This window comes from Cupriavidus sp. SIMBA_020 (assembly GCF_046535395.1).
Taxonomy (GTDB): domain Bacteria; phylum Pseudomonadota; class Gammaproteobacteria; order Burkholderiales; family Burkholderiaceae; genus Cupriavidus; species Cupriavidus campinensis.
Genome location: NZ_JAWRWU010000001.1, coordinates 558,900 through 582,755 on the forward strand (window position 1 = coordinate 558,900; position 23,856 = coordinate 582,755).

Here is a 23,856-nt window from a genome sequence, read left to right on the forward strand (position 1 = left end):
ACACAGGACGCCCCACGATGACCGCTTCCGCCGCACCCTCCGCCCCTTCCACCCCGTTCCGCGTCGCCGCCGTGCAGACCGTGACGGGCACGTCGCTCGATGCCAACCTCGCCCGCGCCGACGCGCTGATCGCCGAGGCCGTGCGCGGCGGCGCCGAACTGGTGCTGCTGCCCGAGTACTTCTGCATGATGGGCCGGCAGGAGACCGACAAGGTGGCGATTCGCGAGCAGGACGGCGACGGCCCGGTGCAGCGCTTCCTGGCCGATGCCGCGCGGCGCCACCGTGTCTGGCTGGTGGGCGGCACGCTGCCGCTGCACTGCGGCGACGAAGGCCGGGTCTACAACACCTCGCTGGCCTTCGACCCGCGCGGCGAACGCGTGGCGCGCTACGACAAGATCCACCTGTTCGGCTTCACCAGGGGCACCGAAAGCTACGACGAGTCCCGCACCATCCTGGCCGGCACCGAGCCGGTGGCGTTCGAGGCGCCGTGCGGCCGCGTGGCGATGTCGGTCTGCTATGACCTGCGCTTCCCCGAGCTGTACCGCCATCTGGCCGCCGGCGGCGGCACGAGCTTGATTCTGATGCCGGCCGCCTTCACCTACACCACGGGCCAGGCGCACTGGGAGATCCTGCTGCGGGCCCGGGCGATCGAGAACCAGTGCTATGTGCTGGCTGCGGCACAGGGCGGCAAGCACGAGAACGGCCGCCGCACGTGGGGCCACACGATGCTGGTCGATCCGTGGGGCGAGGTGCTCGGCGTGCTGCCCGAGGGCGAGGGCGTGGTGGCCGGCGTGATCGATCCGGCGCGGCTGGCGGAAGTCCGCCAGAACCTGCCGGCGCTGCGGCATCGGGTGCTGTAGCATCTACCCCAACGACTACGATCTGAAGCCGGCCCGTGCCGGCTTCAATGAATGCTGAAAGGACAATCATGAACGCCGGTGATCTCGGAATCCGCAACCTGGCCACGGCGCAGCAACTGCTGCTGGCGCCGTATGGGCTCGACGAGGCCAAGCTCCAGCGCGTGCTGGCCGACATCTTCACGCACAAGGTCGACTATGCCGACCTGTACTTCCAGTACACGCGCAATGAGGCGTGGAGCCTGGAAGAAGGCATCGTCAAGTCGGGCAGCTTCAGCATCGACCAGGGCGTGGGCGTGCGCGCGGTGTCCGGCGACAAGACCGCGTTCGCGTATTCGGACGACATCAGCCTGCCAGCGCTGTCGCAGGCCGCGGCGGCCACGCGCACCATCGGCAAGAGCGGCAGCGGCCGCGTGAAGGTGGCCGGCGCGCTGGCCTCCCAGACCGGGCGCAACCTCTATACGCCGAACGATCCGCTCGACTCGATGACCGCCACCGAGAAGGTGGCGCTGCTGGAGCGCATCGAAAAGATGGCGCGCGCCAAGGACCCGCGCGTGGTGCAGGTCATGGCCGGGCTGGCCGGCGAGTACGACGTGGTGCTGGTGGCACGCAGCGACGGCGTGATCGCCGCCGACGTGCGGCCGCTGGTGCGCGTGTCGGTCACGGTGATCGCCGAGCAGAACGGGCGGCGCGAGGTGGGTTCCTCGGGCGGCGGTGGCCGCTACGCCTACGGCTACTTCACCGACGAACTGCTGGCCAAGTATGTGGATGAAGCGGTGGCGTCGGCGCTGGTGAACCTGGAGGCGCGCCCCGCCCCGGCCGGCGCGATGACCGTGGTGCTCGGCCCGGGCTGGCCCGGCGTGCTGCTGCACGAGGCCGTCGGCCACGGGCTGGAGGGCGACTTCAACCGCAAGGGTTCCTCGGCCTTCGCCGGCCGCATGGGCGAGCGCGTGGCGGCCAAGGGCGTGACCGTGGTCGATGACGGCACGCTGGCCAACCGGCGCGGCTCGCTGAACCTCGACGACGAGGGCAACCCGACGCAATGCACCACGCTGATCGAAGACGGCATCCTGCGCGGCTACATCCAGGACACGCTCAATGCGCGCCTGATGAAGATGCCGGTCACCGGCAACGCCCGCCGCGAGAGCTACGCCGCCCTGCCGATGCCGCGCATGACCAACACCTACATGCTGAACGGCGACAAGGACCCGGCGGAGATCATCGCCAGCGTGAAGCGCGGCCTGTACGCGGTGAACTTCGGCGGCGGCCAGGTGGACATCACCAACGGCAAGTTCGTGTTCTCGGCCAGCGAGGCGTACCTGATCGAGGATGGCAAGATCACCACGCCGGTCAAGGGCGCCACGCTGGTCGGCAACGGCCCCGAATCGCTCAAGGACGTGACCATGATCGGCAACGACATGCGCCTGGACTCGGGCGTGGGCGTGTGCGGCAAGGAAGGCCAGAGCGTGCCGGTGGGCGTGGGCCAGCCGACGTTGCGGATCGAGAACATGACCGTGGGCGGCACCGCCTGAGGCCAGGAACTGATCCGGGATCGATGGCGGCGGCATGCCATTTTTGGTGAAATCTGTTGCGATTCCACGCGATTGACGCTTGCCATCGATCTTGAAAAGCGATATAAAGATGCTTCGTTGTCGGGCGTGTGGCGATTGCGAGCCATGATTTAAGGGATGGCCGCGCAATTAAATGCCTTTTCAACACGCACCACAGCATAAATTCGACGCATCACCCAGATTCCGACACAAGCTGACCCGAAACACCGCCATGTCCGCCAAGTTTTACTTTTACTTTTTTAGCGATCTCGCACCGCTGGCGGATGGAGAGGGACAGTTGTAAGCAGCCCGAAATTCAGAAAAAGCCGCCAGCGAACCTGGCGGCTTTTTTTATCCCCGCCACGGCCGCGTCGCAACCCACCAACAGACTAACGACCTCACAAAGACCCGGAGCCATCATGCTGAAGAACACCGACGACCTGCGTATTCGCGAACTCAAGGAACTGTTGCCGCCCGCGCACCTGATCCGCGAGTTCGCCTGCTCGGAGGCAGCGTCCGACGTGATCTACGGTGCCCGCCAAGCCATGCATCGCATCCTGCACGGCATGGACGACCGCCTGATCGTCATCATCGGACCCTGCTCGATCCACGACACCCGTGCCGCGCTGGAATACGCCAAGATGCTCAAGGTGCAGCGCGACCGCTTCGCCAACGAGCTGGAAGTGGTGATGCGGGTCTATTTCGAGAAGCCGCGCACCACGGTGGGCTGGAAGGGGCTGATCAACGACCCACACATGGACGGCAGCTTCAAGATCAACGACGGCCTGCGCACCGCGCGCGAGGTGCTGCTGAACATCAGCGAGCTGGGCGTGCCGACCGGCACCGAGTACCTCGACATGATCAGCCCGCAATACATTGCCGATCTGGTCAGTTGGGGCGCGATCGGCGCCCGGACCACGGAATCGCAGGTGCACCGCGAGCTGGCGTCGGGGCTGTCCTGCCCGGTGGGCTTCAAGAACGGCACCGACGGCAACGTCAAGATCGCCGTCGATGCGATCAAGGCCGCCTCGCAGCCGCACCATTTCCTGTCGGTGACCAAGGGCGGCCATTCGGCCATCGTGTCGACCTCCGGCAACGAGGACTGCCACATCATCCTGCGCGGCGGCAAGACGCCGAACTATGACGCCGCCAGCGTGCAGGAAGCGTGCGACGCCATCTCGAAGGCCGGCCTGGCCGCGCGGCTGATGATCGATGCCTCGCACGCCAACAGCAGCAAGAAGCACGAGAACCAGATCCCGGTCTGCGAGGACATCGGCCGCCAGATCGGCGGGGGCGACCAGCGCATCGTCGGCGTGATGGTGGAATCGCACCTCGTGGCCGGCCGCCAGGATCACGTGCAGGGCACCCCGGTGGAGAACCTGACCTACGGCCAGTCCGTGACCGATGCCTGCATCGGCTGGAATGACTCCGTGACCGTGCTCGAGACCCTGGCCAACGCGGTAAAGCAGCGCCGCCTGGTCACCGGCAGCGGCAACTGACGCTACGGTAGCCACCGCAGCGCCGGCGCAACAAAAAGCCGCTTCCTCGGAAGCGGCTTTTTTACATCCCCGCGCGGGGACTTACTTCTTCAGGACCAGGTCGCCGGGCAGCGACTCGATATACGCGGCGATGTCCTTCAACTCCTTGCGCGTGAACGGGCGCGGCTTGCCGTTCTTGTCGGTCACGGCCGGGTTGGCGTTGACCTGACCGGCCATGATCGCGTTGGTACGGCCCACCAGGGGGTTGCCGCTGATCTGGTACGACACCAGCGCGTGGTAGAGGTAGTCCGCATGCTGGCCAGCCAGCTTGGGATAGTCGGGCGTGATCGGGGCGTTCATGCCCGCGCCGTGGCAGGCCACGCAGGCGCCCTTCTCCACCAGTGCCTTGCCGGCAGCGATGTCGGCGGCGGCGGCCGGGAGGGTGGCAGCGCCCAGCACGAGCGCGCCCACCGCGAATCGGAGCTTGTTCAGCGTCATCAGCGTCTTCATGTCTCTGAGCCTCTTACTTCAGCGTGTTGTTCTTGGTATCGGCCTTCTGCTGCGAGTAGTAGGCCGCCACGTCTGCAATGTCCTTGTCCGAGAGGCTCGCGGCAATCCCCCGCATCGTCGGATGCTTGCGATCACCCTTCTGATAGCTCTTGAGCGCGTTTTCAATGTACTTGGCGGTCTGGCCGCCCAGCATCGGTACTTCGTATGTCTCCGGGAATGATGCACGGTAGCCCGGAATGCCGTGGCAACCAATGCACATTGCAACCTTGTCCTTGGCAGTGTCCACATTGCCCTTTGCGTCCTGGGCCTGCGCAGCCGTTGCGGCCGCGCCCAACACCACCATCGTGAGGAGCTTTTTCATTGTCTTTAGATGATTGGGAAGTGTTAAACCGTGCGTGACCTGCCCTGCTGGCCGGAGACGGTTTGGGAACGGGGGTGGGGATGCAATCGCGGAAAAGCGTTGTGGATGTGCCGCGGGTGCTCTGACACCATTCTGCAACCATCTCGCGCTTGTTGCCGGCACCGGGGGATCTGCCATGACAACGGGCAGACTGCCGGGCATGTGGGAACTTGACTTTGGGGGCGCGTCAAACCGGCGCATTGTACCGCAGGCGACACGTGGCAGTCCAGACGACCGGACCCGGGTGTCCCCCACTAAACGCGAATCGGTTTCTGCTTTTATACTGGCCCATTCCGCCTAAAACAGGTTGCCTCATGTCCACGTCCGCCAACGCCAATCCGTCTCCGTCCACGCGCTTCGAGGGCAGCGCCCAGTACGTTGCCACCGATGACCTGAAACTGGCCGTCAACGCCGCCCGCACGCTGCAGCGGCCGTTGCTGATCAAGGGCGAGCCCGGCACCGGCAAGACCATGCTGGCCGAGGAAGTGGCGGCCGCGCTGGGCATGCCGTTGTTGCAATGGCACATCAAGTCGACCACCAAGGCCCAGCAGGGCCTGTACGAGTACGACGCGGTGTCGCGCCTGCGCGACTCCCAGCTCGGCGACGACAAGGTCCACGACATCCGCAACTACATCGTCAAGGGCGTGCTCTGGCAGGCTTTCGAGGCCGACGAGCCCGTGGTGCTGCTGATCGACGAGATCGACAAGGCCGACATCGAATTCCCGAACGACCTGCTGCGCGAACTGGACCGCATGGAGTTCTACGTCTACGAGACGCGCGAGCTGATCCGGGCCAGGCACCGGCCGATGGTCATCATCACCTCGAACAACGAGAAGGAGCTGCCGGACGCCTTCCTGCGCCGCTGCTTCTTCCACTACATCAAGTTCCCCGACGCGGACACCATGCAGCAGATCGTGGACGTCCACTACCCGGGCATCAAGCGCGAGCTGGTGGCCGCCGCGCTGGACGCGTTCTACGAGATGCGCAACCTGCCCGGGCTGAAGAAGAAGCCGAGCACGTCCGAGCTGATCGACTGGCTCAAGCTGCTGATGGCCGAGGACATTCCCGCCGAGGCGCTGCGCAGCCCCGACCGCAAGGCCGCGATTCCGCCGCTGCACGGCGCGCTGCTGAAGAACGAGCAGGACGTGCACCTGTTCGAGCGCCTGGTGTTCATGAACCGCGCGAACCGCTGATCCGCATGGCTTTCGTCCAACCCGTCACGCTGACCGGGCGCCACGCCACGCTCGAGCCGCTCTCGCCCGACCACGCCGCCGGCCTGCGCGAAGCCGCCGCCGATGGCGAACTGCACCGGCTCTGGTACACCAGCGTGCCGACGCCCGAGGGCATGGAGGCCGAGATCCGCCGCCGCCTGGACCTCCAGGCGCGCGACCTGATGCAGCCGTTCGCCGTGCGCGACGCCGCCGGCCGGCTGGCCGGCATGACCACCTATATGAATGTCGATGGCGCCAACCGGCGCGTGGAAATCGGCTCTACCTGGTACGCGCGCCGCGTGCAGCGCACCGGGCTCAACACCGAATGCAAGCTGATGCTGCTGCGCCATGCGTTCGAAACGCTCGACTGCATCGCCGTGGAGTTCCGCACGCACTGGATGAACCACCAGAGCCGCGCCGCCATCGCCCGGCTGGGCGCCAAGCAGGACGGCGTGCTGCGCAGTCACTCGCGCATGCCGGACGGCTCGCTGCGCGACACAGTGGTGTTCTCCATCATCGCCAGCGAATGGCCCACCGTGCGTGCGCACCTGCAGTTCCAGCTCGAGCGGCCGCGCTGATCGCAGCCAGAAACTAAGGGAAATGCGATGCTGATCGACTTCTTCTTCTCGCTGCGGCACGCCAAGCTGCCGGTCTCGGTCAAGGAATACCTGACCATGCTGGAGGCCCTGCGCGCGCAGGTCATCTCGCCGTCGATCGACGAGTTCTACTACCTGTCGCGCATGACGCTGGTCAAGGACGAGAAGCACTTCGACAAGTTCGACCAGACCTTCGCCGCCTATTTCAAGGGCGTGGAGAGCCTGGTGGACTGGAAGAGCGACATCCCGCTCGACTGGCTCCAGAAGACGCTCGAGCGCGAGCTGTCCGCCGAGGAAAAGGCCAAGATCGAGGCCATGGGCGGGCTGGAAAAGCTCATGGAACGCCTGAAGCAGCTGCTGGAAGAGCAGAAGGAAAAGCACGAGGGCGGCAACAAGTGGATCGGTACGGGCGGCACCTCGCCGTTCGGCCATGGCGGCTATAACCCGGAAGGCATCCGCATCGGCGGGCCGTCCAAGGGCAACCGCACCGCGATCAAGGTCTGGGAAGCGCGCGCCTACAAGGACTACGACGACCAGGTGGAGCTGGGCACGCGCAACATCAAGGTGGCACTGCGCCGGCTGCGCCGCTTCGCGCGGGAGGGGGCCGACACCGAACTGGACCTCGACGACACGATCCACTCCACGGCCGCCAACGCCGGCCTGCTCGACATCAAGCTGCGGCCGGAGCGCCACAACAAGGTCAAGGTGCTGATGCTGATGGACGTCGGCGGCTCGATGGACGACCACATCAAGCGCGTGGAGGAACTGTTCTCGGCCACCAAGACCGAGTTCAAGCACCTCGAGTACTACTACTTCCACAACTGCCTGTACGACTACGTGTGGAAGAACAACCGGCGCCGCCATGCCGAGAAGATCGCCACCTGGGACCTGATCCACAAGTACACGCCGGACTACAAGGTGATCTTCGTCGGCGATGCCACGATGAGCCCCTATGAGATTCTTCAGCCGGGCGGCTCGGTCGAGTACAACAACCCCGAGGCCGGTGCGGTATGGCTGAACCGGATGATCGAGCAGTTCCCGCGCTTTGTCTGGCTCAACCCGGAGCCGGAGGGGCTGTGGCAGTACCGGCAGTCCATCACGGTGATCAACCAGATCATGAAGAACCGGATGTATCCGGTGACCCTGGCCGGGCTGGAACAGGCGATGAAGGTGCTGTCGAAGTAGTCCCGGCGCGGCCTTTCCGCCTCACGCCACCACGTCCACCCCTTCCATCACCCACTCCCGGAACGTCTGCAGCGCCGGCAGGTGCGCCTTCTGTTCCGGGTAGCACAGGTAGTAGCCCTTCTTCGCCAGCACGCGCGCCGGATGGGCGACGACCAGCGTGCCGGTGGCCAGCTCCTCCTCGATCAGGCAGCGCGGGATCAGCGCGATACCCAGCCCCGACACCGCCGCCTGCGTGAGCAGGGAGAACTGGTCGAAGCGGGCGCCGCTCCAGGCCTGGCGGGTGGAAACGCCCAGCTCGGACAGCCAGTCTGGCCACGCTTCGGGCACCGTGGTGTGGTGCAGCAGCGGGTAGCGCAGCAGGGCTGCCGGCGTACGCGCCACCCCTTCGGGCTCCTGGGCGAGCAACCCGGGCCGGCACACCGGCAGCACCTCGCGGCCGGTCATATAGTCGGCCAGGCTCCCCGGCCAGACGCCATCGCCAAAACGAATCGCCGCATCAAGATCGGGCTGGGAAAAATCGTAGCCCTGGGCATGGGGCACGAATTCCAGCGTGACCTCCGGGTGCCGGGCGAAGAACTGCGGCAGGCGCGGTATCAGCCACTTGGCGCCCAGCGTGGGCATGCTGGCAATGTGCAGGATGCCGCCGCGCCCCTGTCGCGCGATCAACTCCACGCTGGCTGCCTCGATCTCGTTGAGGCTCGGGCGGATACGCTCCAGATAGCGCTCGCCGGCATCGGTCAGCATCAGCCGCTGGCGGACACGCTCGAACAGTTCCACGCCCAGGAACGCCTCCAGGCTGCGCACCTGCTTGCTCACGGCTCCCTGTGTGACGTGTAGCTCATGCGCGGCAACGGTAAAGCTGTTGTGGCGCGCCGCTGCTTCAAAGGCCTGCAACTCCGTCATCGACGGACATAAGCGGCGCATGCTTCACCTCCCAAATCTGACCCCCTTCAATACCAATTGGAATGATCTGGGGATTTTATTTCGTTTGCCAGTCCATTGCACGCACGCGCAGAATCGGAAAAACCGTTCTTTTCGATCTCTTCCCCCTCTCTCCCTTCTTTTTCCCTCCTCGGAATCGACCTGATGCAACGCCGTCCCCTGCTCCAAGCCCTTGCCGCCGCCACCGCCTTCGCGGCCGCTGGCCTGACCCTGCCCGCCTTTGCCCAGGGCACCTATCCGACCAAGCCGATCACGCTGGTCGTGCCGTTCCCGGCCGGTGGCACCACCGACATCGTGGCCCGCATCGTCGCCGACAAGCTGGGCCAGCAACTGGGCCAGGCCGTGGTCGTGGATAACCGCGGCGGCGCCGGCGGCAGCATCGGCACGGGCTACCTCGCCAAGGCCGCGCCGGACGGCTACACGCTGGGCATCGCCACCGCCTCGACCCACGGCATCAACCCGGCCGTGTACCCGCGCCTGCAATACGACGCCACCAAGGACTTCACCACCATCACGAACCTGGCTTCGGTGCCGAACGTGATGAGCATCAACCCGGGGGTGAAGGCCACCGACATGAAGTCGTTCATCGCGCTGGCCAAGGCCGAGCCGAACAAGATGGCCTATGGCTCGGCCGGCAACGGCAGCGTCTCGCACATGATGGGCGAACTGTTCAAGATGAGCAGCCACACCGAACTGCTGCACGTGCCGTACAAGGGCGTGGGCCCGGCGCTGAACGACGCGCTGGCCGGCCAGGTGCAGGTGCTGTTCGACAACCTGCCCTCCTCGCTGCCGTTCATCGAAGGCGGCAAGCTCCGCGCGCTGGCCGTGGCCGCGCCGAAGCGCGTGGCTGCCCTGCCGAACGTGCCGACCTTCGCCGAACTGGGCCTGGGCGAAGTGAATGACTCCGCATGGTTCGGCCTGATCGCCCCGGCCAAGCTGCCGGCCGACATCCAGGCCAAGCTGAACGCCGCCGCCATCAAGGTGCTGGCCATGCCGGAAGTGAAGGCCAAGCTCGAGAAGCTCGGCGCCACCCCGGTGGGCGACACCCCGGCGCAGTTCGCCAAGCAGATTTCCACCGAAGTGGCCAAGAACAAGCGCGTGGCAGCCGCCGCCAAGATCTCCCTGGACTAAACCTCGGAACAAACCCAGGCAAAGCATGACTGAAGCAGACCGAAAGACCGCGGAAAGCCCGTACTTCCTGCACATGCCGGAAGGCGAGAGCAGCCCGCTCTTTCTCGATTCCCCGCACAGCTGCACCACGTACCCGGCGGACTTCCGCTACGCCGGCAACCTGCCCCTGCCGCTGCTGCGGCAGGCGGAAGACACCTTCGTGGATGCGCTCTACGCCGACGCCCCCGGGCGCGGCATCCCGCTGCTCTGCGCCGGCTTCCCGCGCAGCTACCTCGACGCCAACCGTGGCCTGGAGGAGATCGACGAAGTCCTGCTGGACGCGCCGTGGCCCGGCGCCAAGCAGGAAACTTCCAAGACCCGCCTCGGCAAGGGCCTGGTCTGGCGCGTGCTGGACACCGGCGAGCCGATCTACGACCGCAAGCTTGGCGTGGCCGAACTCCAGGCCCGCATCGACCGTTACTACGTGCCCTACTACGCCCAGCTGCAACGGCTGGCGGACGCGGGCGTGGCGCGCCACGGCAAGGTCTGGCACATCAACTGCCATTCCATGCCGAGCGAGGCCGCCCAGTACGCGACCGAGCACCCGGGCCTGCAACACCCGGACTTCGTGGTAGGCGACCGTGACGGCACCACCTGCGACACGCGCTTCACCGACCGTGTGGAAGGCGTGCTCAAGGAGATGGGTTACGACGTCTGGCGCAACCATCCGTACAAGGGCGTGGAGATCGTGCGGGTGGTGGGCCAGCCCCAGGCCAACCGCAACAGCCTGCAGCTTGAGATCAATCGCAAGCTGTACATGGACGAAGTGGGCCTGGCGCCCAACGCCGGCTTCGACAAGCTCAAGCGCGACCTCAACGCGCTGATGGACGACCTCCTGCGCTTCACGCGCACCGCCTGAGGTCTCCGCCAAGGTCAGCCCTGACCGTTCCCGCCCGCGCTCGCGGGCGGGGATCATTCCAACGCGTGCACTGCCTCGGGGTTCGCCTGACTTGCGCCGCGTGCGCCTTTTCTGATATTGCAACGCCCCGATCCCGCATGAACGCTGCGTGATCACGGCGGTTGTGCTGCGGTTACGCGCAATTAGAACGCAAGGTAACAACATTTCGGAACTTTGCCGCGGAGCTTTCCTCTATCATGGCAATCCTTCGCCAACCCTCCTTGCTGAACAAGCAAAGACGATCCCGTGATCCGACGAATTTCCGAACTGTTTGGTGGCCGGCTGTGCATGCTGACCGCCGCAGTGGCAGGCGCGCTGGCCCTCGCCGGGTGCGCCACCGCACCGGGCGATGAGGCGGCCGACGCTGCCGCCGCCCCGGGCGCCACGCCCGCCGCTACCGGCACCGCACCCGCTTCCGCCACTCCGACTGTCAAGCCCCCGCCCGTCGTCAATACCAATCCGCCCACCAAGACCGTGACATTGCCCGACAAGGGCCGCGTGAGCCTGGCCGAGTACCGGACCCGGATGCGCGAACAACTGATGAAGACCGAGAACGCGACGCCCAACGTGGCCGATTGCGCCGCGCATGCCAGCTGGGTGGTGCCACGTTCGGCCACCTTTGACGCGCTCAAGATCCCCACCGGCGCACTGAGCAACGGGCAGGCCACGGTGGAGCCGTGGAGCGGCCGGTTCTCGCAGGGCAAGCAGGCCGTGCCGGTGAATACGGTGGTAACGTTCGCGGCCTCGGCGCACAAGCGTGTCGGCGAGGCGCAATGGCAACCCGTGCGGGTACGCTGTGGCTATGACGAGGGGATGATGCTGGCCTACGAGCTGCTCGACAGCAACGGCGACGTGATCGCCGAGCCAGCCGCCGCGCCGGCCGTAGCCACGCCTAAGGCGACGTCCAGGAAGAAGGGCAAGAGCAGCGCCAAGGCGTCGACATCGGCGTCGAAGTCGACAAAATCGACGACGAAGACGTCAACCAAGACGAAGAAGAAGCAATAAGCGCTGGAGGTTCTCCCCTCGCCCGTTTGCGGGGAGGGGAGGAACCTACCCTGAGACTTTTATTCCAGATACTCCAGCACCGCCTGGAGCATCGCCGTGCCCAGCAGCGCGCTTTTCGCGCCGTTCCATCCCACCACGGGGTCGGGCAGGTCGGCGTTGTCCTTGAACGGCATCTCCAGCGTCAGTGCCAGGCACCCGAAGGTGTGGCCGATGTACTTCGACGCCAGCTTCAGCGCATCCGCGTTGTACTTGCTGGCCGCGTAGCCGTGCACGTCCTGGAAGTCCGGCGTGGCGCGCTTGAAGGCTTCGATAAAGCGTGCCTGCTGCTCGCGCTGCGCATCGGTGAAGCCCGGCAGCATCTCGCTCCCGGCCACGAAGTTGTAGGGCAGCCCTTCGTCGCCGTGGATGTCGAAGAACAGGTCCACACCGGTGGCCTCGATGGCGCGGCGCACGTGCCACACCTCGGGGCTGGTTTCCAGGCTCGGCTGCATCCACTCGCGGTTCAGGTTCGCGCCGGCGGCATTGGTGCGCAGGTTGCCGCGCGCGGAACCGTCCGGATTCATGTTCGGCACGATGTGGAACACCGCCCGGTCCAGCAGCTTGCGGGCCACCGGATCGCCAGCCCACATGCCGGTGCCGGTCAGCCGCTGGAGCACGCCTTCGCAGAACCATTCGGCCATGCTCTCGCCCGGATGCTGGCGGGCGATCATCCAGACCGTCTTCTTGCCCGGCCCCGGCTGGCCCACGGTCACGCAGGTCAGGTCGCGGCCATCGACGGTGCTGCCCAGGTGCGACAGCCGCGCCAGCGGCGAGCGCTGGCACGTGGCCAGCAGCGACAGGTGGCGCTCCTCGGGATACGGCTCGAAATAGGCCAGCCACACGCTGTCGTGCTCGGGCGTGAACTCGACGGTCAGCGTGCCGCCGTCATAGCGCGTGGGCACGCGGAACCAGTGCGCGCGGTCGTAAGACGCCACCGCACGATAGTCGCGCCAGCCATCGGGATAGGTGCACTCGCCGGCGTTCAGGAACTGGAGCCGGCACGCCTGCCCCGCTGCCCCTTGCAGCCGGAAATGGAACCACTGGCGGAAATCGGCGTGGGAGTCGGCGCGGATGCGCAGGCGGATGTCGTCGGCACGGTCCAGCGCCTCGACTTCGACCGCACCGGAATCGAACAGCGTGGAGATATGCAGGGCTGAGGTCATGGGAATCGGGCTCTCCGGTCAGCGATCGGTCTTATATCAGTCTTCCAGGCGGCGGCGGAACACCCAGCGGGTGTCGTCCGACGCGGCCTTGTCGTAGGCGTAGCCGTCCTCGGCGAAGCGCTTGAGCTTGCTGGCCTCGGTCACACGGTGTGTCACCGCGTAGCGCGCCATCGTGCCCCGCGCGCGCTTGGCATGGAACGAGATGATCTTGTAGCGGCCGCCCTTCCAGTCCTCGAACACGGGCGTGATGACGCGCGCGGCAAGCACCTTGGGTCGTACAACCTTGAAATATTCCTCGGAGGCGAGGTTCACGAGCGTGGCCGGGCCCTCGTGCTTGAGGTCGGCCATGTCCTTGTTGATGAGGGTCGTGACGTCGTCGCCCCAGAACGCGTAGAGGTCCTTGCCGGCCGCGTTATCCAGCCGCGTGCCCATTTCCAGCCGGTACGGCTGCATCCAGTCCATCGGGCGCAGCACGCCATACAGGCCGGAGAGGATGCGAATGTGCTTCTGGGCGAACGCGAGGTCGTCGGTGGACAGCGAATTCGCGTCCAGGCCATCGTAAACATCGCCATTGAAGGCCAGCACCGCCTGCTTGCTGTTGGCCGCCGTGAACTCGGAACTCCAGTCCGCGTAGCGGGTGACGTTGAGCACGGCGAGCTTGTCGGAGATGTCCATCAGCGCGGCTACGTCCTGCGGCGCCAGCCGGCGCAGGCGCTCGATCAGCGTGGCGGAACGGTCGATAAAACGCGGCATCGTGTGGGTCTTGATGCGCGGGGGTGTCTCGTAATCCAACGACTTGGCAGGAGACAGAACGATGAGCATGGCAAAATCGCGGACAGGAACAAAGACCAGATTGTAGCGAATGCCCACAGACACCACCGCCGGCGCCCCTTGCGTCGCTTTTGCCGCCCCGCCGCCCCGCGTGGTACTCGACTCCAATATCTGGGTCGACCTGCTCGTCTTCCAGGACCCCCACGTGGCGCCGATCCGCGCCGCGCTGGACGCCGGGACCATCGCCCCGGTGATCCGCGCCGACTGCCGGGAGGAGCTGCGCCGGGTACTGGCCTACCCGCAATTCGCGCGGTTTTCGGTCGATATCGATGCCGCGCTGGCCCAGGTGGACCGGCTCGCCACGCTCGAACCCGCCCCGGACCAGACCGACTTCGACGCCGTGCGGCTGCCCAAGTGCCGCGACACCGACGACCAGAAGTTCATCGAACTGGCACATTTCGCGCGCGCCGCGCTGCTGGTGTCCAAGGACAAGGCCGTGTTGAAGCTCAGGAGCCGCCTGCGCCGCATGAGCGGCGTGGAGATCCTGCCGCCGCCGGCCTTCGCCGCCTGGCTGGCCGCCGCGACCGAGGCGGCCCCGGCATCCACTGCCGGCGCCGATCCCCGCTAGAATGACCCGCTTGTCCTGAACCCGCCCTAACCTGCACTAACCTGCCACCTTCCCGCGCCATGTCCGCAGAATCCTCGCTCGCACCCCTGACCCCGCCGCTGTCGCGCCTGCCCAAGGTCGGCACAACCATCTTTACCGTGATGTCGGCGCTGGCCGCCGAGAAGAACGCCGTCAACCTCGGCCAGGGTTTCCCGGATTTCGACTGCGACGCGCGCATCGTCGACGCCGTGGCCCACGCCATGCGCACCGGCCACAACCAGTACCCGCCGATGGCCGGCGTGCCTGCGCTGCGCCAGGCCATCGCCGGCAAGATCGCCACGCTGTACGACCACACCTACGACTGGAATACGGAAATTACGATCACGGCCGGCGCCACGCAGGGCATCCTGACGTCGATCCTGTGCGCGGTGCATCCGGGCGATGAAGTGATCGTGCTCGAGCCCTGCTACGACAGCTACCTGCCCGCCATCGAACTGGCCGGGGGCGTCGCAGTGCCCGTCACGCTTGAAGCGCCAGCGTTCCGCATCCCCTTCGACAAGCTCGCCGCCGCCATCACGCCCAAGACGCGGATGATCCTCATCAACACGCCGCACAACCCCACGGGGACCATCTGGCGTGCCGATGACATGCAGAAACTGGCCGATCTGCTAGCCGGCACGGACATCCTGCTGCTCTCGGACGAGGTGTACGAGCACATGGTCTACGACGGCCAGCGGCACGAGTCGGTCTCGCGTCATCCGGAACTGGCGCGCCGCAGCTTCGTGGTGTCGAGCTTCGGCAAGACCTATCACGTCACGGGCTGGAAGGTCGGCTACGTGGCCGCGCCGGCTGCGCTGTCGAACGAGTTCCGCAAGGTCCACCAGTTCAACGTGTTCACGGTGAACACGCCGATGCAGTTCGGGCTGGCCGACTACATGGCCGATCCGGCGCCGTACCTGGACCTCGCCGGCTTCTACCAGGCCAAGCGCGACTACTTCCGCACCGGGCTGGCCTCGACGCGCTTCAAGCTGCTGCCTTCGGACGGCACGTACTTCCAGTGCGTCGACTATTCGGCGATTTCCGATATGAGCGAAGCCGATTTCTCGATGTGGCTCACGCGCGAGATCGGCGTGGCCGCGATTCCGGTGTCGGCGTTCTATTCCCAACCGCGCGAATCGGGCGTGGTGCGGTTCTGCTTCGCCAAGAAGGAAGAGACGCTGAAGTTGGCGCTGGATCGGCTGGCGAAGATTTGAGGGATTCCGGCGGCCCGGGAACGTGGTCGGCTCCCGGGCTGCATGGGTTAGAAAGGAACGTACTCAGTAACAGGCGGCTCGAACGCGTAGCCGGGAACCACTGCCCTTCGAAGTCCCGGTATAGCTTCACAGGCTCCTTGGCCACGTGGGGCACGATGGGAAGCTTGTATCCGAAGAGATAGCCAAGCGCCAGTGTCCCGGCCACGCAAGCCAGCATGACAACCCGCCATGGGCGGGCCATTAGAACCATTCGCCCGAGCGCAGATTTGGCTCGAACGCGTCGGGGGAATCGGTCCAGCCTTCAATGTCTCCGCACCTGACCCGATAATTCAGCATCATGATTTCCCAACCGACCTGAATGTAGCGGCATCGTTCACCGGGCTTCAATTCCCCTGCAACAGGGCTGGGTGGGTTATGGATCATCCCCTCAATTAACGTATAGAGCTTGACGGGCTGCGTGACGACGCGCTCCCTGAACGAAAGCCGATATCCAAGAAACTCGCAGTAAATCCAGAGCGTGGCTCCAGCGATACCGAGCATCCAGGCAATCCACCACGGCCTTGCCCTACTAGTTTGCCGACGTGCCACCTTCCCTCCATTCTTCCTGTTGAACTGGCTCATAGGAATTCAGAGCCGGCTCGAATGCAAACGCCTCCTCGGTCCAACCATCCAGTTCCCCGCATATCACGCGGTAGGTGTACATCATTTCCGCTGCAACGCCGATTTGCACAAACCTGCATCGCGCACCGGGTGCGACTTCCCCAACCAAGGGGGCAACTGGAGGCACCATTCCTTCGGGATTCCCGTAGAGGGGGACGGGTTTCGTCGCCACATGCGTTCTGATCGGTACTTGGTAGCCGCTGCAATATCCCAGAGCCAAGACGATGCAGAACAATGCTGCGACGAACCATGGCCACGCCTTACCAGTTTGCCAACGCGCCACCTTCCCCCCCTTTATTTCAGTGAGAACAGTTCGTACGGATCTAGCCGCGGCGCAAATGCACCACCGGCGTCAGTCCATCCGTCCAAATCCCCACACTTCACCCGGTAGGAGAACATCATTTCCTCCGCAATGGTCACCTGAATAAACCTGCAGCGTTCACCGGCCTGCACGTTACCTATGACGGATTCAACGGGCTCAACCATCCCAGCGGCATCTCCGTATAGCTCGATGGGTATTGTCGCAACGTGAGTGCTAAGAGGGATGCGATAGCCCGCCCAGTATCCATAGAGCATTCCGCCAACAATGCAGGCAAGCCCCACGGCGCACCAGTGACGGGCTTTACCAGTTTGCCGACGCGCCACCTTCCCACCCCTTTTTATAGTTTCGCGTCTCGACGAGACGATTCGACTTCTTCAATACGCCGAGTAATTCAGCGGGCATGACCGGTGTCAGCTCGCCAAACGCTCGCGGATCGCGCGCCATGATGCCGGCCAACTCAAGCACATCGGCAACATTGGAGCTGCATGAATTATCGAATAATGAGTATTTCGCATTGACCGCCACACGTCTTTCCAGTTCGTCTCTAATGAGGGCCTTCTCTCGTAGAGATACCCACATCAGCAGCCCGACGGCATCGCGATATACGCCCTTTCCGATTGTGCCGTCTGGCTTGGTTCTCCATCGCCTCGTGTTACCAATCAGATATTTTCTGTACCCGCCCTTGAAGAATAATATTGGGGCACGGCTGTAGACGGTGCCGTCAATTTCGATGGCAGCGTGCCCCCACTGCGAGCCACGGCTAAGCAACCTCGAATCAAACACCACCACCTCAATAAACTCCCGCCGCACAGGAATCGGCTTCGCTTCATCAAACCTTGTCAACGTAGTCGCCCGGACACCGGCTCGCACCAGCGTCTTGCCCGTGGTCGGGGAAGTCAGCGTTTGGGTCATCGCTTACCCCTCGACGTAGATCGTCACGTTGTCGGCGCGTTGCTGGGCGGCCAGCAGATGCGTGCGACCAGATTCGTCCGTCGTGCCGAATTCGGGCTCGGCGCCCGCCCGGACCGCCGCGTATTCCGTGTTGGGCAGCGGCTCCCCGGTGGCGCTGTCGCGCAGGACGTAGCGGTCGTCGAAGCGGTCTTCTTCATCGGGCGCCGGGTCGGCCGAGGTTCCGCTCACCGGGTGCCGGACCGTCGCCTGGGCGCCTATCGAGGAAATCAGCCGGGCGCCGCACGCGGTCAGCATGCCGTCGAGCGCCATGGCGCGGCCCATGGCCTGGAAGGTGGGATCGCCTTCGATGATCGGGAAGGAGCCCTTGCACTGTGGACACCAGACCATGTGTCCGACGCCTGCCGCCGGTTCCCCGTAGAAGACGAAGGTGGGCTCGCCCTCCAATACCTTGCCGCCGTGTGTCGTCGTATCACCCCGGCGAACGATGCCTTTTTGACCCGCCATACGTGCCCCTTCGTTGTTAGATGAGCCGCCATCTAACCGACGAAAAAATCGGCCGTATATAGAAGAATCCTGATTAATTTTCACCAAATGGTGAGCGCTCGGAAAATCCCGAGCGGCGCATTTCCCATCGGGCCTGCCAATGCAAAGCGCCCCGCAAGCGGGGCGCTGGGAAAATGCTGATCGAGGCTTATCCGGTGAATTGCGGCGATTTACCGGTTGCGGCTCAGCATCAGCTCGGTATTGGCCTTGCGGTCGGCATTCACCTTCTGCACGCTCGGCCGTTCGGACATGGCCTTGAGGTAGGCCTTGACCGGCAGGTCCGCCAGCAGGTCTTCGCCGTAGATGATTTTCGTGCAGGACGACACCAGCGGGAGGTGGCAGATGGCGGCGCAGTCGGCCAGCGTGAAGGTGTCGCCAGCCACGAAGGGCGAGAATTTCGCCAGCCTGGCGAAACCGGGGATATAGCGGTCCAGCAGGCGGCGCTGGCGCTCCTTGAGGTTATCGCTCACCTTGCCGCCGAAAAACGCCTCCGGATACAGTTCCCGCGCGGTCAGTTCCAGATATACCTCCATGAAGGTGACGAGTTCGCGCACCTTGCCCGCCTGGTAGGCGTCATGCGGCAGCAGCGGCGCCTGGAGATAAGTCGCCTCGATGTATTCCGCGATGGTTTCCGATTCGCACAGCGGCCCGGAATCGGTGATGATGTAGGGCACCTTGCCGAGCGGCGTCGCCGACAGGTCGGTTTCGCCGATCCAGGCCAGCACTTCCTCGAATGGCAGGTTTTTTTCCAGCAGCGCCAGCTTGACCTTGTTGTAGTAATTGCTGGCGGCAAAGCCGCAGAGCTTCAGCATGTCGTCTCTCTCCGTTATTGAAATGGATCGTCCGGGTCGCGTCCATGTAGACCCGAGGACGCTTGAGGCGCCCCCGCCTGGCCGATCTTCGCACGCCACGTAAGCCTACCCGCTGTCGCGGAAGATGCAGAAATCGTACGATCGTGCTAATTTAACCACAACTTTTTTGGACGAACGATGAGCCAACCCTCTATTCAAACGCTCGGCATCGTCGGCACGGGCGCCATGGGCCGCGGTATTGCCCAGATTGCCGCACAGGCGGGCCTGACGGTCAACCTGTTCGACGTCAACGCCCAAGCCGTGGCCGCTGCGCGCCAGTACCTGCAGGACACGTTCGCCAAGCTGGCCGACAAGGGCAAGATCAGCGCCGCCGACAGCGAGGCCGCGCTGGCCCGCGTGAAGCCGTGCAACGCGCTGGAAGACCTGGCCGGCTGCGACATGGTGCTGGAAGCCATCGTGGAGAAGCTCGAGGTCAAGCGCGACCTGATCGCCAAGCTGGAAGCCATCGTCCGGGAAGACGCGGTGATCGCGTCGAACACCTCGTCGCTGTCGATCACGGCCATCGCCGTGGGCGCCAGGCACCCGGGCCGCGTGGTGGGCTACCACTTCTTCAACCCGGTGCCGCTGATGAAGGTGGTCGAGGTCATCGACGGCCTGTCGGGCAACCCCGCCATCGGTGACCAGCTGATGGAGCTGTCGCGCCGCATGGGTCACACGCCGGTGCGCTGCAAGGACATGCCGGGATTCATCGTCAACCACGCCGGCCGTGGCATGAACATCGAAGGGCTGAAGATCGCCCAGGAAGGCGTGGCCGAGTTCGTCGATATCGACAACATCATGCGCGAGCAGGCCGGTTTCCGCATGGGCCCGTTCGAGCTGATGGACCTGACCGGGCTGGACGTGTCGCACCCGGTGATGGAGTCGATCTACAACCAGTTCTACCAGGAAGCGCGCTATCGCCCGTCCCCGATCACGGCGCTGCGCTACGTGGGCGGGCTGCTGGGCCGCAAGACCGGCGCCGGCTTCTACGCCTACCCGGACGGCCAGAAGCAGGTGCCCGCCGCGAAGCCGGTGCCCGATGCGCGCCCGGCCAGCGTGTGGGTGAGCCGCGCCAATGAGCGTGGCCACGCCATGACCGTGAAGCTGCTGACCGCGCTGGGCGTGACGCCGGAAGGCGGCAACGCCCCGTCCGCCGACGCACTGATCGTGGTCACCCCGCTGGGCCTGGACGCCACCACGACCGCCCTGCAGGAAGGGCTCGATGCCAGCCGCGTGGTCGCCATCGACACCCTGCTGCCGTTCGAAGCCACCAAGCGCCGCACGCTGATGACCACGCCGGCCACCAGCGCCGCCGCCCGCGACGCCGCGCACGGCCTGTTCGCCAGCGATGGCGTGCCCGTCACCGTGATCCGCGACTCGGCCGGCTTCGTCGCCCAGCGCATCATCGGCTGCATCGTCAATATCGCCAGCGACATCGCGCAGCAACGGATCGCCACGCCGACCGACATCGACCTCGCCGTGAACCTCGGCCTGGGCTACCCCAAGGGCCCGCTGGCCCTGGGCGATGCGATTGGCGCCGCGCAGATCCTGGAAGTGCTGCACAACCTGGACCGCCTGACCGGCGACATGCGCTACCGCCCGAGCCCGTGGCTGTGGCGCCGGGCCGGCCTGGGCCTGTCGCTGCTGACCGAAGAAGCCTGATCCTCCCGGGCGCCCCGCCGAGACACGGGGCGCCTTTTTTCTTGCCGCATTGCCCACCAAGAGGCCGCCATGACCGCCCAGCTGCTTTCCCAACGCGTGGACGCCACGCTCGTCCTGACCATCTCGAACCCCGAGGCGCGCAACGCGCTGCATCCGGACATCTACGCGGCAAGCCAGGAAGCGCTGGAAGTGGCGGCGCGCGACAACACCATCCGCGCGGTGGTGCTGACCGGCGCCGACGGCGTGTTCTGCGCCGGTGGCAACCTGAACCGGCTGCTCGGCAACCGCTCCCAGCCGGCCGAGGTACAGGCCAAAAGCATCGAAATCCTCAATCACTGGATCGAAACGCTGCACGCGTTCCCCAAGCCGATCATCGCCGCCGTGGAAGGCCCCGCCGCCGGCGCGGGCTTCTCGCTGGTGCTGGCGTGCGATTTCGTGGTGGCGGCCAGCGACGCCAAGTTCGTCATGGCCTATGTGAAGGTGGGCCTGACGCCGGACGGCGGCGGCTCGTACGAACTGGCCCGCATGCTGCCGCGCCAGCTCGCCAGTGAAATGATGATGGATGGCAAGCCGGTCGATCCGGCGCGGCTGGCGCATTTCGGCATCGTGAACCGCGTGGTGCCGCCGGGGCAGGCCGTGACCGAGGCACTGCGCCTTGCCGAGAACCTGGCCAAGGAATCGCCGAACGCGATCCAGGGCATCAAGGCGCTGATCAACCACGCCGGCAGCGCCTCGCTGACCGAGCACCTGGCCGCCGAGCGCGACAGCTTCGTGACCGCGCTCCACCACCCGGACGCAGGCGAAGGCATCAGCGCCTTCCTGGAGAAGCGCAAGCCGAACTACCGCTGAAGGGGCCGAGAGACCGCCCGCCGAAGCACCGACGCCATCGCCACATAAAAAAGACAGACCGGAGACAGCATGAGCAGCAACGTTTCGCATTTTGAAGGGACCCGCCCCGTGGCCGACCAGCAGCGCTTCGACGTGGGCGCGCTCGAGACCTGGATGCGCCAGCATGTGGAGGGCTTTGCCGGCCCGCTGACCATCGAGCAGTTCAAGGGCGGCCAGTCGAACCCCACGTTCAAGCTGATCACGCCCGGGCAGACCTATGTGATGCGCGCCAAGCCGGGGCCGAAGGCGAAGCTGCTGCCGTCTGCGCATGCCATCGAGCGCGAATACCGCGTGATGGCCGCCCTCGCCCAGACCGACGTGCCCGTGGCCCGCATGTTCGCGCTCTGCGAAGACGAATCGGTGATCGGCCGCGCGTTCTACATCATGGAGTTCGTCAGCGGCCGCGTGCTGTGGGACCAGGCGCTGCCGGACATGACCCCGGCCCAGCGCGGCGCGATCTACGACGAGATGAACCGCGTCATCGCCGCGCTGCATTCGGTGGACTACAAGGCGATCGGACTGGCTGACTACGGCAAGCCGGGCAACTACTTCCAGCGTCAGATCGAGCGCTGGAGCAAGCAGTACAAGCTGTCCGAAACCGAATCGATCCCGGCGATGGACCAGCTGATCGCATGGCTCCCGAATCACATCCCGGCCGATGCCGATGAGTTGACCAGCATCGTCCATGGCGATTACCGGCTCGACAACCTGATGTTCCACCCCACCGAGCCGCGCGTGCTGGCCGTGCTCGACTGGGAGCTGTCCACGCTCGGCCATCCGATGGCCGACTTCGGCTACCACTGCATGAGCTGGCATATCCAGCCGGGCCAGTTCCGGGGCATCGCCGGGCTCGACTACCAGGCGCTGGGCATTCCGGACGAGGCCACCTACCGGCGCCTGTACGAACAGCGCACCGGCCGCCAGATCACGGGCGACTGGAATTTCTATCTCGCCTTCAGCATGTTCCGCATCGCGGGCATCCTGCAGGGGATCATGAAGCGCGTGGTCGATGGCACGGCGTCGTCGGCACAGGCGACGGACGCCGGCAAGCGCGCCCGCCCGATGGCTGAAATGGGCTGGGCCTACGCCCAGAAATCCGGCGCCTGATCCTGCATATTCCTGCCAGACATCGCCCCGCACCGTCGGGGCGATGTGCGTTTTGGGGGGTGAATTGTCTGCATGTCATCAGACAACCGAGTACTATCCCTAGCCATAACCCTGATGACCAAAGGCAAAATCGCGTCTACACTGCTGCCATGTTGTACGACAACAGACGATAAAGCTTTTCGGAGACATAGCATGAGTACTCGCCGCCAATTCCTTGGCCAGGCATCGGGCCTGGCTGCACTGAGCGCCTTCGGCACCTCTGGCATCCTCGCCCCGGCATCCGCCTGGGCCGCCGACAAGTGGCCGACCAAGCCGATCCGGCTGGTGGTGCCCTACCCCGCCGGCGGCTCGTCGGACATCATCGCCCGCCTGATCAGCAAGCCGCTCGGCGAAGCGCTGGGCCAGGCCGTGGTGGTGGACAACCGCCCGGGCGCCAACGGCAACATCGGCGCGGCCATGGTGGCGCAGGCCGGCACGGACAACCACACGCTGCTGCTGTGCGATGTGGGCGCGCTGGCCATCAGCCCGTCCGTGTACACCAAGCTGAGCTTCAGCCCTGAGAAAGATCTCAAGGGCGTGGCGATGCTGGCCTACTCGCCCCACCTGCTGGTGGTGCATCCGTCCGTGCCGGCCAACAACCTCAAGGAACTGGTGGCCCTGTCGCACAAGCAGACGCTGAACTTCGCCGTGACGGCCATCGGCAGCGCGCCGCACCTGGCGGGCGTGGCGGTGCAGCAAGCCACCGGCGCGGCCTGGCAATACGTGCCGTACAAGGGTGGCGCGCAGGCGATTGCGGACACCGTGGGTGGTACCGCTCAGGTGCTGATGAACGGGATGCTGGCGACGTATCCGCAGGTGCAGGCCGGCAAGCTCAAGCTGCTGGCCGTGTCCAAGCGCACGCGCATGGCGCTGGTCGGCCAGGTGCCGACGATTGCCGAGCAAGGCGTGGCGAACTTCGAATCGGGTACGTGGCAGGGCGTGATGGCGCCGGCCGGCATGCCGGATGCGCTGGTGGCCCGCCTCTCGAGCGAGCTGATCCGCATTATCCGCACCCCGGAAATCCGCGCGCAACTGGCCGGCCAGGGCGCCGAGGTGGTGACCATGACGCCGCCGGAAACCAGCAAGTTCTTCTCGACCGAGGAAAAGCGCTGGGCCCAGGTGGTGAAGGCCGCAGGCGTGAAGCTGGACGGCTGACGGCACCCGCACCCCCCGCTGCCACGCAGCAAGCAAAAGGGCGCGATCTTCGCGCCCTTTTGCTTTCCTACGCCATCAATCC

The 23,856-nt window shown here is 65.2% G+C and carries 24 protein-coding genes; 15 read left to right on the forward strand and 9 right to left on the reverse strand.

Annotation, left to right across the window (positions count from 1 at the left end; genetic code table 11):
* Nucleotides 1–17 precede the first annotated feature (17 nt).
* The 3 genes from SB751_RS02590 (at nt 18) to aroG (ending at nt 3,906) form a co-directional block, all read left to right on the forward strand.
* The gene (locus SB751_RS02590; RefSeq protein ID WP_144196154.1) at nt 18–860 is read left to right on the forward strand and encodes a carbon-nitrogen hydrolase family protein; all 843 of its coding nucleotides are present in this window, start codon (nt 18–20) and stop codon (nt 858–860) included.
* Nucleotides 861–928: 68 nt separating this feature from the next.
* Nucleotides 929–2,389 (forward strand): metalloprotease TldD, encoded by a 1,461-nt coding sequence (gene tldD / locus SB751_RS02595; protein WP_092292517.1) that lies wholly within the window; start codon nt 929–931, stop codon nt 2,387–2,389.
* Nucleotides 2,390–2,826: 437 nt separating this feature from the next.
* Complete coding sequence (gene aroG, locus SB751_RS02600) at nt 2,827–3,906, forward strand: 3-deoxy-7-phosphoheptulonate synthase AroG (RefSeq protein WP_186296752.1); 1,080 nt, start codon at nt 2,827–2,829, stop codon at nt 3,904–3,906.
* An 81-nt stretch (nt 3,907–3,987) separates the two neighbouring features.
* On the opposite strand, the gene SB751_RS02605 is transcribed toward aroG, so the two are convergent.
* Both SB751_RS02605 and SB751_RS02610 read right to left on the reverse strand, forming a co-directional pair.
* Entirely contained in the window at nt 3,988–4,395 is a 408-nt protein-coding gene (locus SB751_RS02605) for a c-type cytochrome (RefSeq protein ID WP_149136369.1), read from the reverse strand.
* 13 nt (nt 4,396–4,408) lie between these two features.
* Complete coding sequence (locus SB751_RS02610; protein ID WP_144196158.1) at nt 4,409–4,756, reverse strand: c-type cytochrome; 348 nt, start codon at nt 4,754–4,756, stop codon at nt 4,409–4,411.
* 353 nt (nt 4,757–5,109) lie between these two features.
* Here SB751_RS02610 and SB751_RS02615 point away from each other — a divergent pair, with 353 nt between their 5' ends.
* The 3 genes from SB751_RS02615 to SB751_RS02625 are packed head-to-tail and all read left to right on the forward strand — an operon-like array spanning nt 5,110 to nt 7,787.
* A complete protein-coding gene (locus SB751_RS02615) occupies nt 5,110–5,988 on the forward strand; it encodes an AAA family ATPase (RefSeq protein WP_149136371.1) in 879 nt (292 codons plus the stop codon).
* A 5-nt stretch (nt 5,989–5,993) separates the two neighbouring features.
* On the forward strand, nt 5,994–6,584 hold the full coding sequence (locus SB751_RS02620) for a GNAT family N-acetyltransferase (RefSeq protein WP_144196162.1): 591 nt from the start codon (nt 5,994–5,996) through the stop codon (nt 6,582–6,584).
* A 27-nt stretch (nt 6,585–6,611) separates the two neighbouring features.
* Entirely contained in the window at nt 6,612–7,787 is a 1,176-nt protein-coding gene (locus SB751_RS02625; protein WP_144196164.1) for a vWA domain-containing protein, read from the forward strand.
* A gap of 21 nt (nt 7,788–7,808) precedes the next feature.
* On the opposite strand, the gene SB751_RS02630 is transcribed toward SB751_RS02625, so the two are convergent.
* Complete coding sequence (locus tag SB751_RS02630) at nt 7,809–8,711, reverse strand: LysR family transcriptional regulator (protein ID WP_410747767.1); 903 nt, start codon at nt 8,709–8,711, stop codon at nt 7,809–7,811.
* Nucleotides 8,712–8,873: 162 nt separating this feature from the next.
* On the opposite strand from SB751_RS02630, the gene SB751_RS02635 reads away from it, so the two are divergent.
* From SB751_RS02635 to SB751_RS02645, 3 genes are all read left to right on the forward strand, one after another.
* Nucleotides 8,874–9,860 (forward strand): Bug family tripartite tricarboxylate transporter substrate binding protein, encoded by a 987-nt coding sequence (locus tag SB751_RS02635; RefSeq protein ID WP_144196168.1) that lies wholly within the window; start codon nt 8,874–8,876, stop codon nt 9,858–9,860.
* Between the two features lie 25 nt (nt 9,861–9,885).
* Nucleotides 9,886–10,758, forward strand: a complete 873-nt coding sequence (locus tag SB751_RS02640; protein ID WP_144196170.1) for an N-formylglutamate amidohydrolase — start codon at nt 9,886–9,888, stop codon at nt 10,756–10,758.
* Nucleotides 10,759–11,043: 285 nt separating this feature from the next.
* Nucleotides 11,044–11,802 carry a BspC domain-containing protein gene (locus tag SB751_RS02645; protein WP_368013930.1) on the forward strand — a complete coding sequence of 253 codons (759 nt, stop codon included), beginning with the start codon at nt 11,044–11,046 and terminating at the stop codon, nt 11,800–11,802.
* A 59-nt stretch (nt 11,803–11,861) separates the two neighbouring features.
* On the opposite strand, the gene SB751_RS02650 is transcribed toward SB751_RS02645, so the two are convergent.
* Both SB751_RS02650 and yaaA read right to left on the reverse strand, forming a co-directional pair.
* Nucleotides 11,862–13,004 (reverse strand): carboxypeptidase family protein, encoded by a 1,143-nt coding sequence (locus SB751_RS02650; protein WP_144196171.1) that lies wholly within the window; start codon nt 13,002–13,004, stop codon nt 11,862–11,864.
* 36 nt (nt 13,005–13,040) lie between these two features.
* A complete protein-coding gene (yaaA, locus tag SB751_RS02655; RefSeq protein ID WP_144196173.1) occupies nt 13,041–13,826 on the reverse strand; it encodes a peroxide stress protein YaaA in 786 nt (261 codons plus the stop codon).
* 40 nt (nt 13,827–13,866) lie between these two features.
* On the opposite strand from yaaA, the gene SB751_RS02660 reads away from it, so the two are divergent.
* On the forward strand, nt 13,867–14,403 hold the full coding sequence (locus tag SB751_RS02660; protein WP_410747768.1) for a putative toxin-antitoxin system toxin component, PIN family: 537 nt from the start codon (nt 13,867–13,869) through the stop codon (nt 14,401–14,403).
* Nucleotides 14,404–14,462: 59 nt separating this feature from the next.
* Entirely contained in the window at nt 14,463–15,635 is a 1,173-nt protein-coding gene (locus SB751_RS02665; RefSeq protein WP_144196177.1) for a pyridoxal phosphate-dependent aminotransferase, read from the forward strand.
* 240 nt (nt 15,636–15,875) lie between these two features.
* Here SB751_RS02665 and SB751_RS02670 read toward each other — a convergent pair whose 3' ends face one another.
* The 4 genes from SB751_RS02670 to SB751_RS02685 form a co-directional block, all read right to left on the reverse strand.
* Complete coding sequence (locus SB751_RS02670; RefSeq protein ID WP_144196181.1) at nt 15,876–16,175, reverse strand: hypothetical protein; 300 nt, start codon at nt 16,173–16,175, stop codon at nt 15,876–15,878.
* 742 nt (nt 16,176–16,917) lie between these two features.
* The gene (locus tag SB751_RS02675; RefSeq protein WP_144196183.1) at nt 16,918–17,529 is read right to left on the reverse strand and encodes a hypothetical protein; all 612 of its coding nucleotides are present in this window, start codon (nt 17,527–17,529) and stop codon (nt 16,918–16,920) included.
* A 3-nt stretch (nt 17,530–17,532) separates the two neighbouring features.
* Nucleotides 17,533–18,033, reverse strand: coding sequence for a PAAR domain-containing protein (locus tag SB751_RS02680; protein ID WP_410747769.1), 501 nt, complete (start codon nt 18,031–18,033; stop codon nt 17,533–17,535).
* Between the two features lie 209 nt (nt 18,034–18,242).
* Nucleotides 18,243–18,884, reverse strand: a complete 642-nt coding sequence (locus tag SB751_RS02685) for a glutathione S-transferase (RefSeq protein WP_144196187.1) — start codon at nt 18,882–18,884, stop codon at nt 18,243–18,245.
* A gap of 177 nt (nt 18,885–19,061) precedes the next feature.
* On the opposite strand from SB751_RS02685, the gene SB751_RS02690 reads away from it, so the two are divergent.
* From SB751_RS02690 to SB751_RS02705, 4 genes are all read left to right on the forward strand, one after another.
* Complete coding sequence (locus SB751_RS02690) at nt 19,062–20,585, forward strand: 3-hydroxyacyl-CoA dehydrogenase (RefSeq protein WP_144196189.1); 1,524 nt, start codon at nt 19,062–19,064, stop codon at nt 20,583–20,585.
* A 69-nt stretch (nt 20,586–20,654) separates the two neighbouring features.
* Nucleotides 20,655–21,434, forward strand: a complete 780-nt coding sequence (locus tag SB751_RS02695; RefSeq protein ID WP_092292477.1) for an oxepin-CoA hydrolase, alternative type — start codon at nt 20,655–20,657, stop codon at nt 21,432–21,434.
* Between the two features lie 69 nt (nt 21,435–21,503).
* Nucleotides 21,504–22,580, forward strand: a complete 1,077-nt coding sequence (locus tag SB751_RS02700; RefSeq protein WP_144196191.1) for a phosphotransferase — start codon at nt 21,504–21,506, stop codon at nt 22,578–22,580.
* Between the two features lie 192 nt (nt 22,581–22,772).
* A complete protein-coding gene (locus SB751_RS02705; protein ID WP_144196193.1) occupies nt 22,773–23,774 on the forward strand; it encodes a Bug family tripartite tricarboxylate transporter substrate binding protein in 1,002 nt (333 codons plus the stop codon).
* Nucleotides 23,775–23,856: the final 82 nt, after the last annotated feature.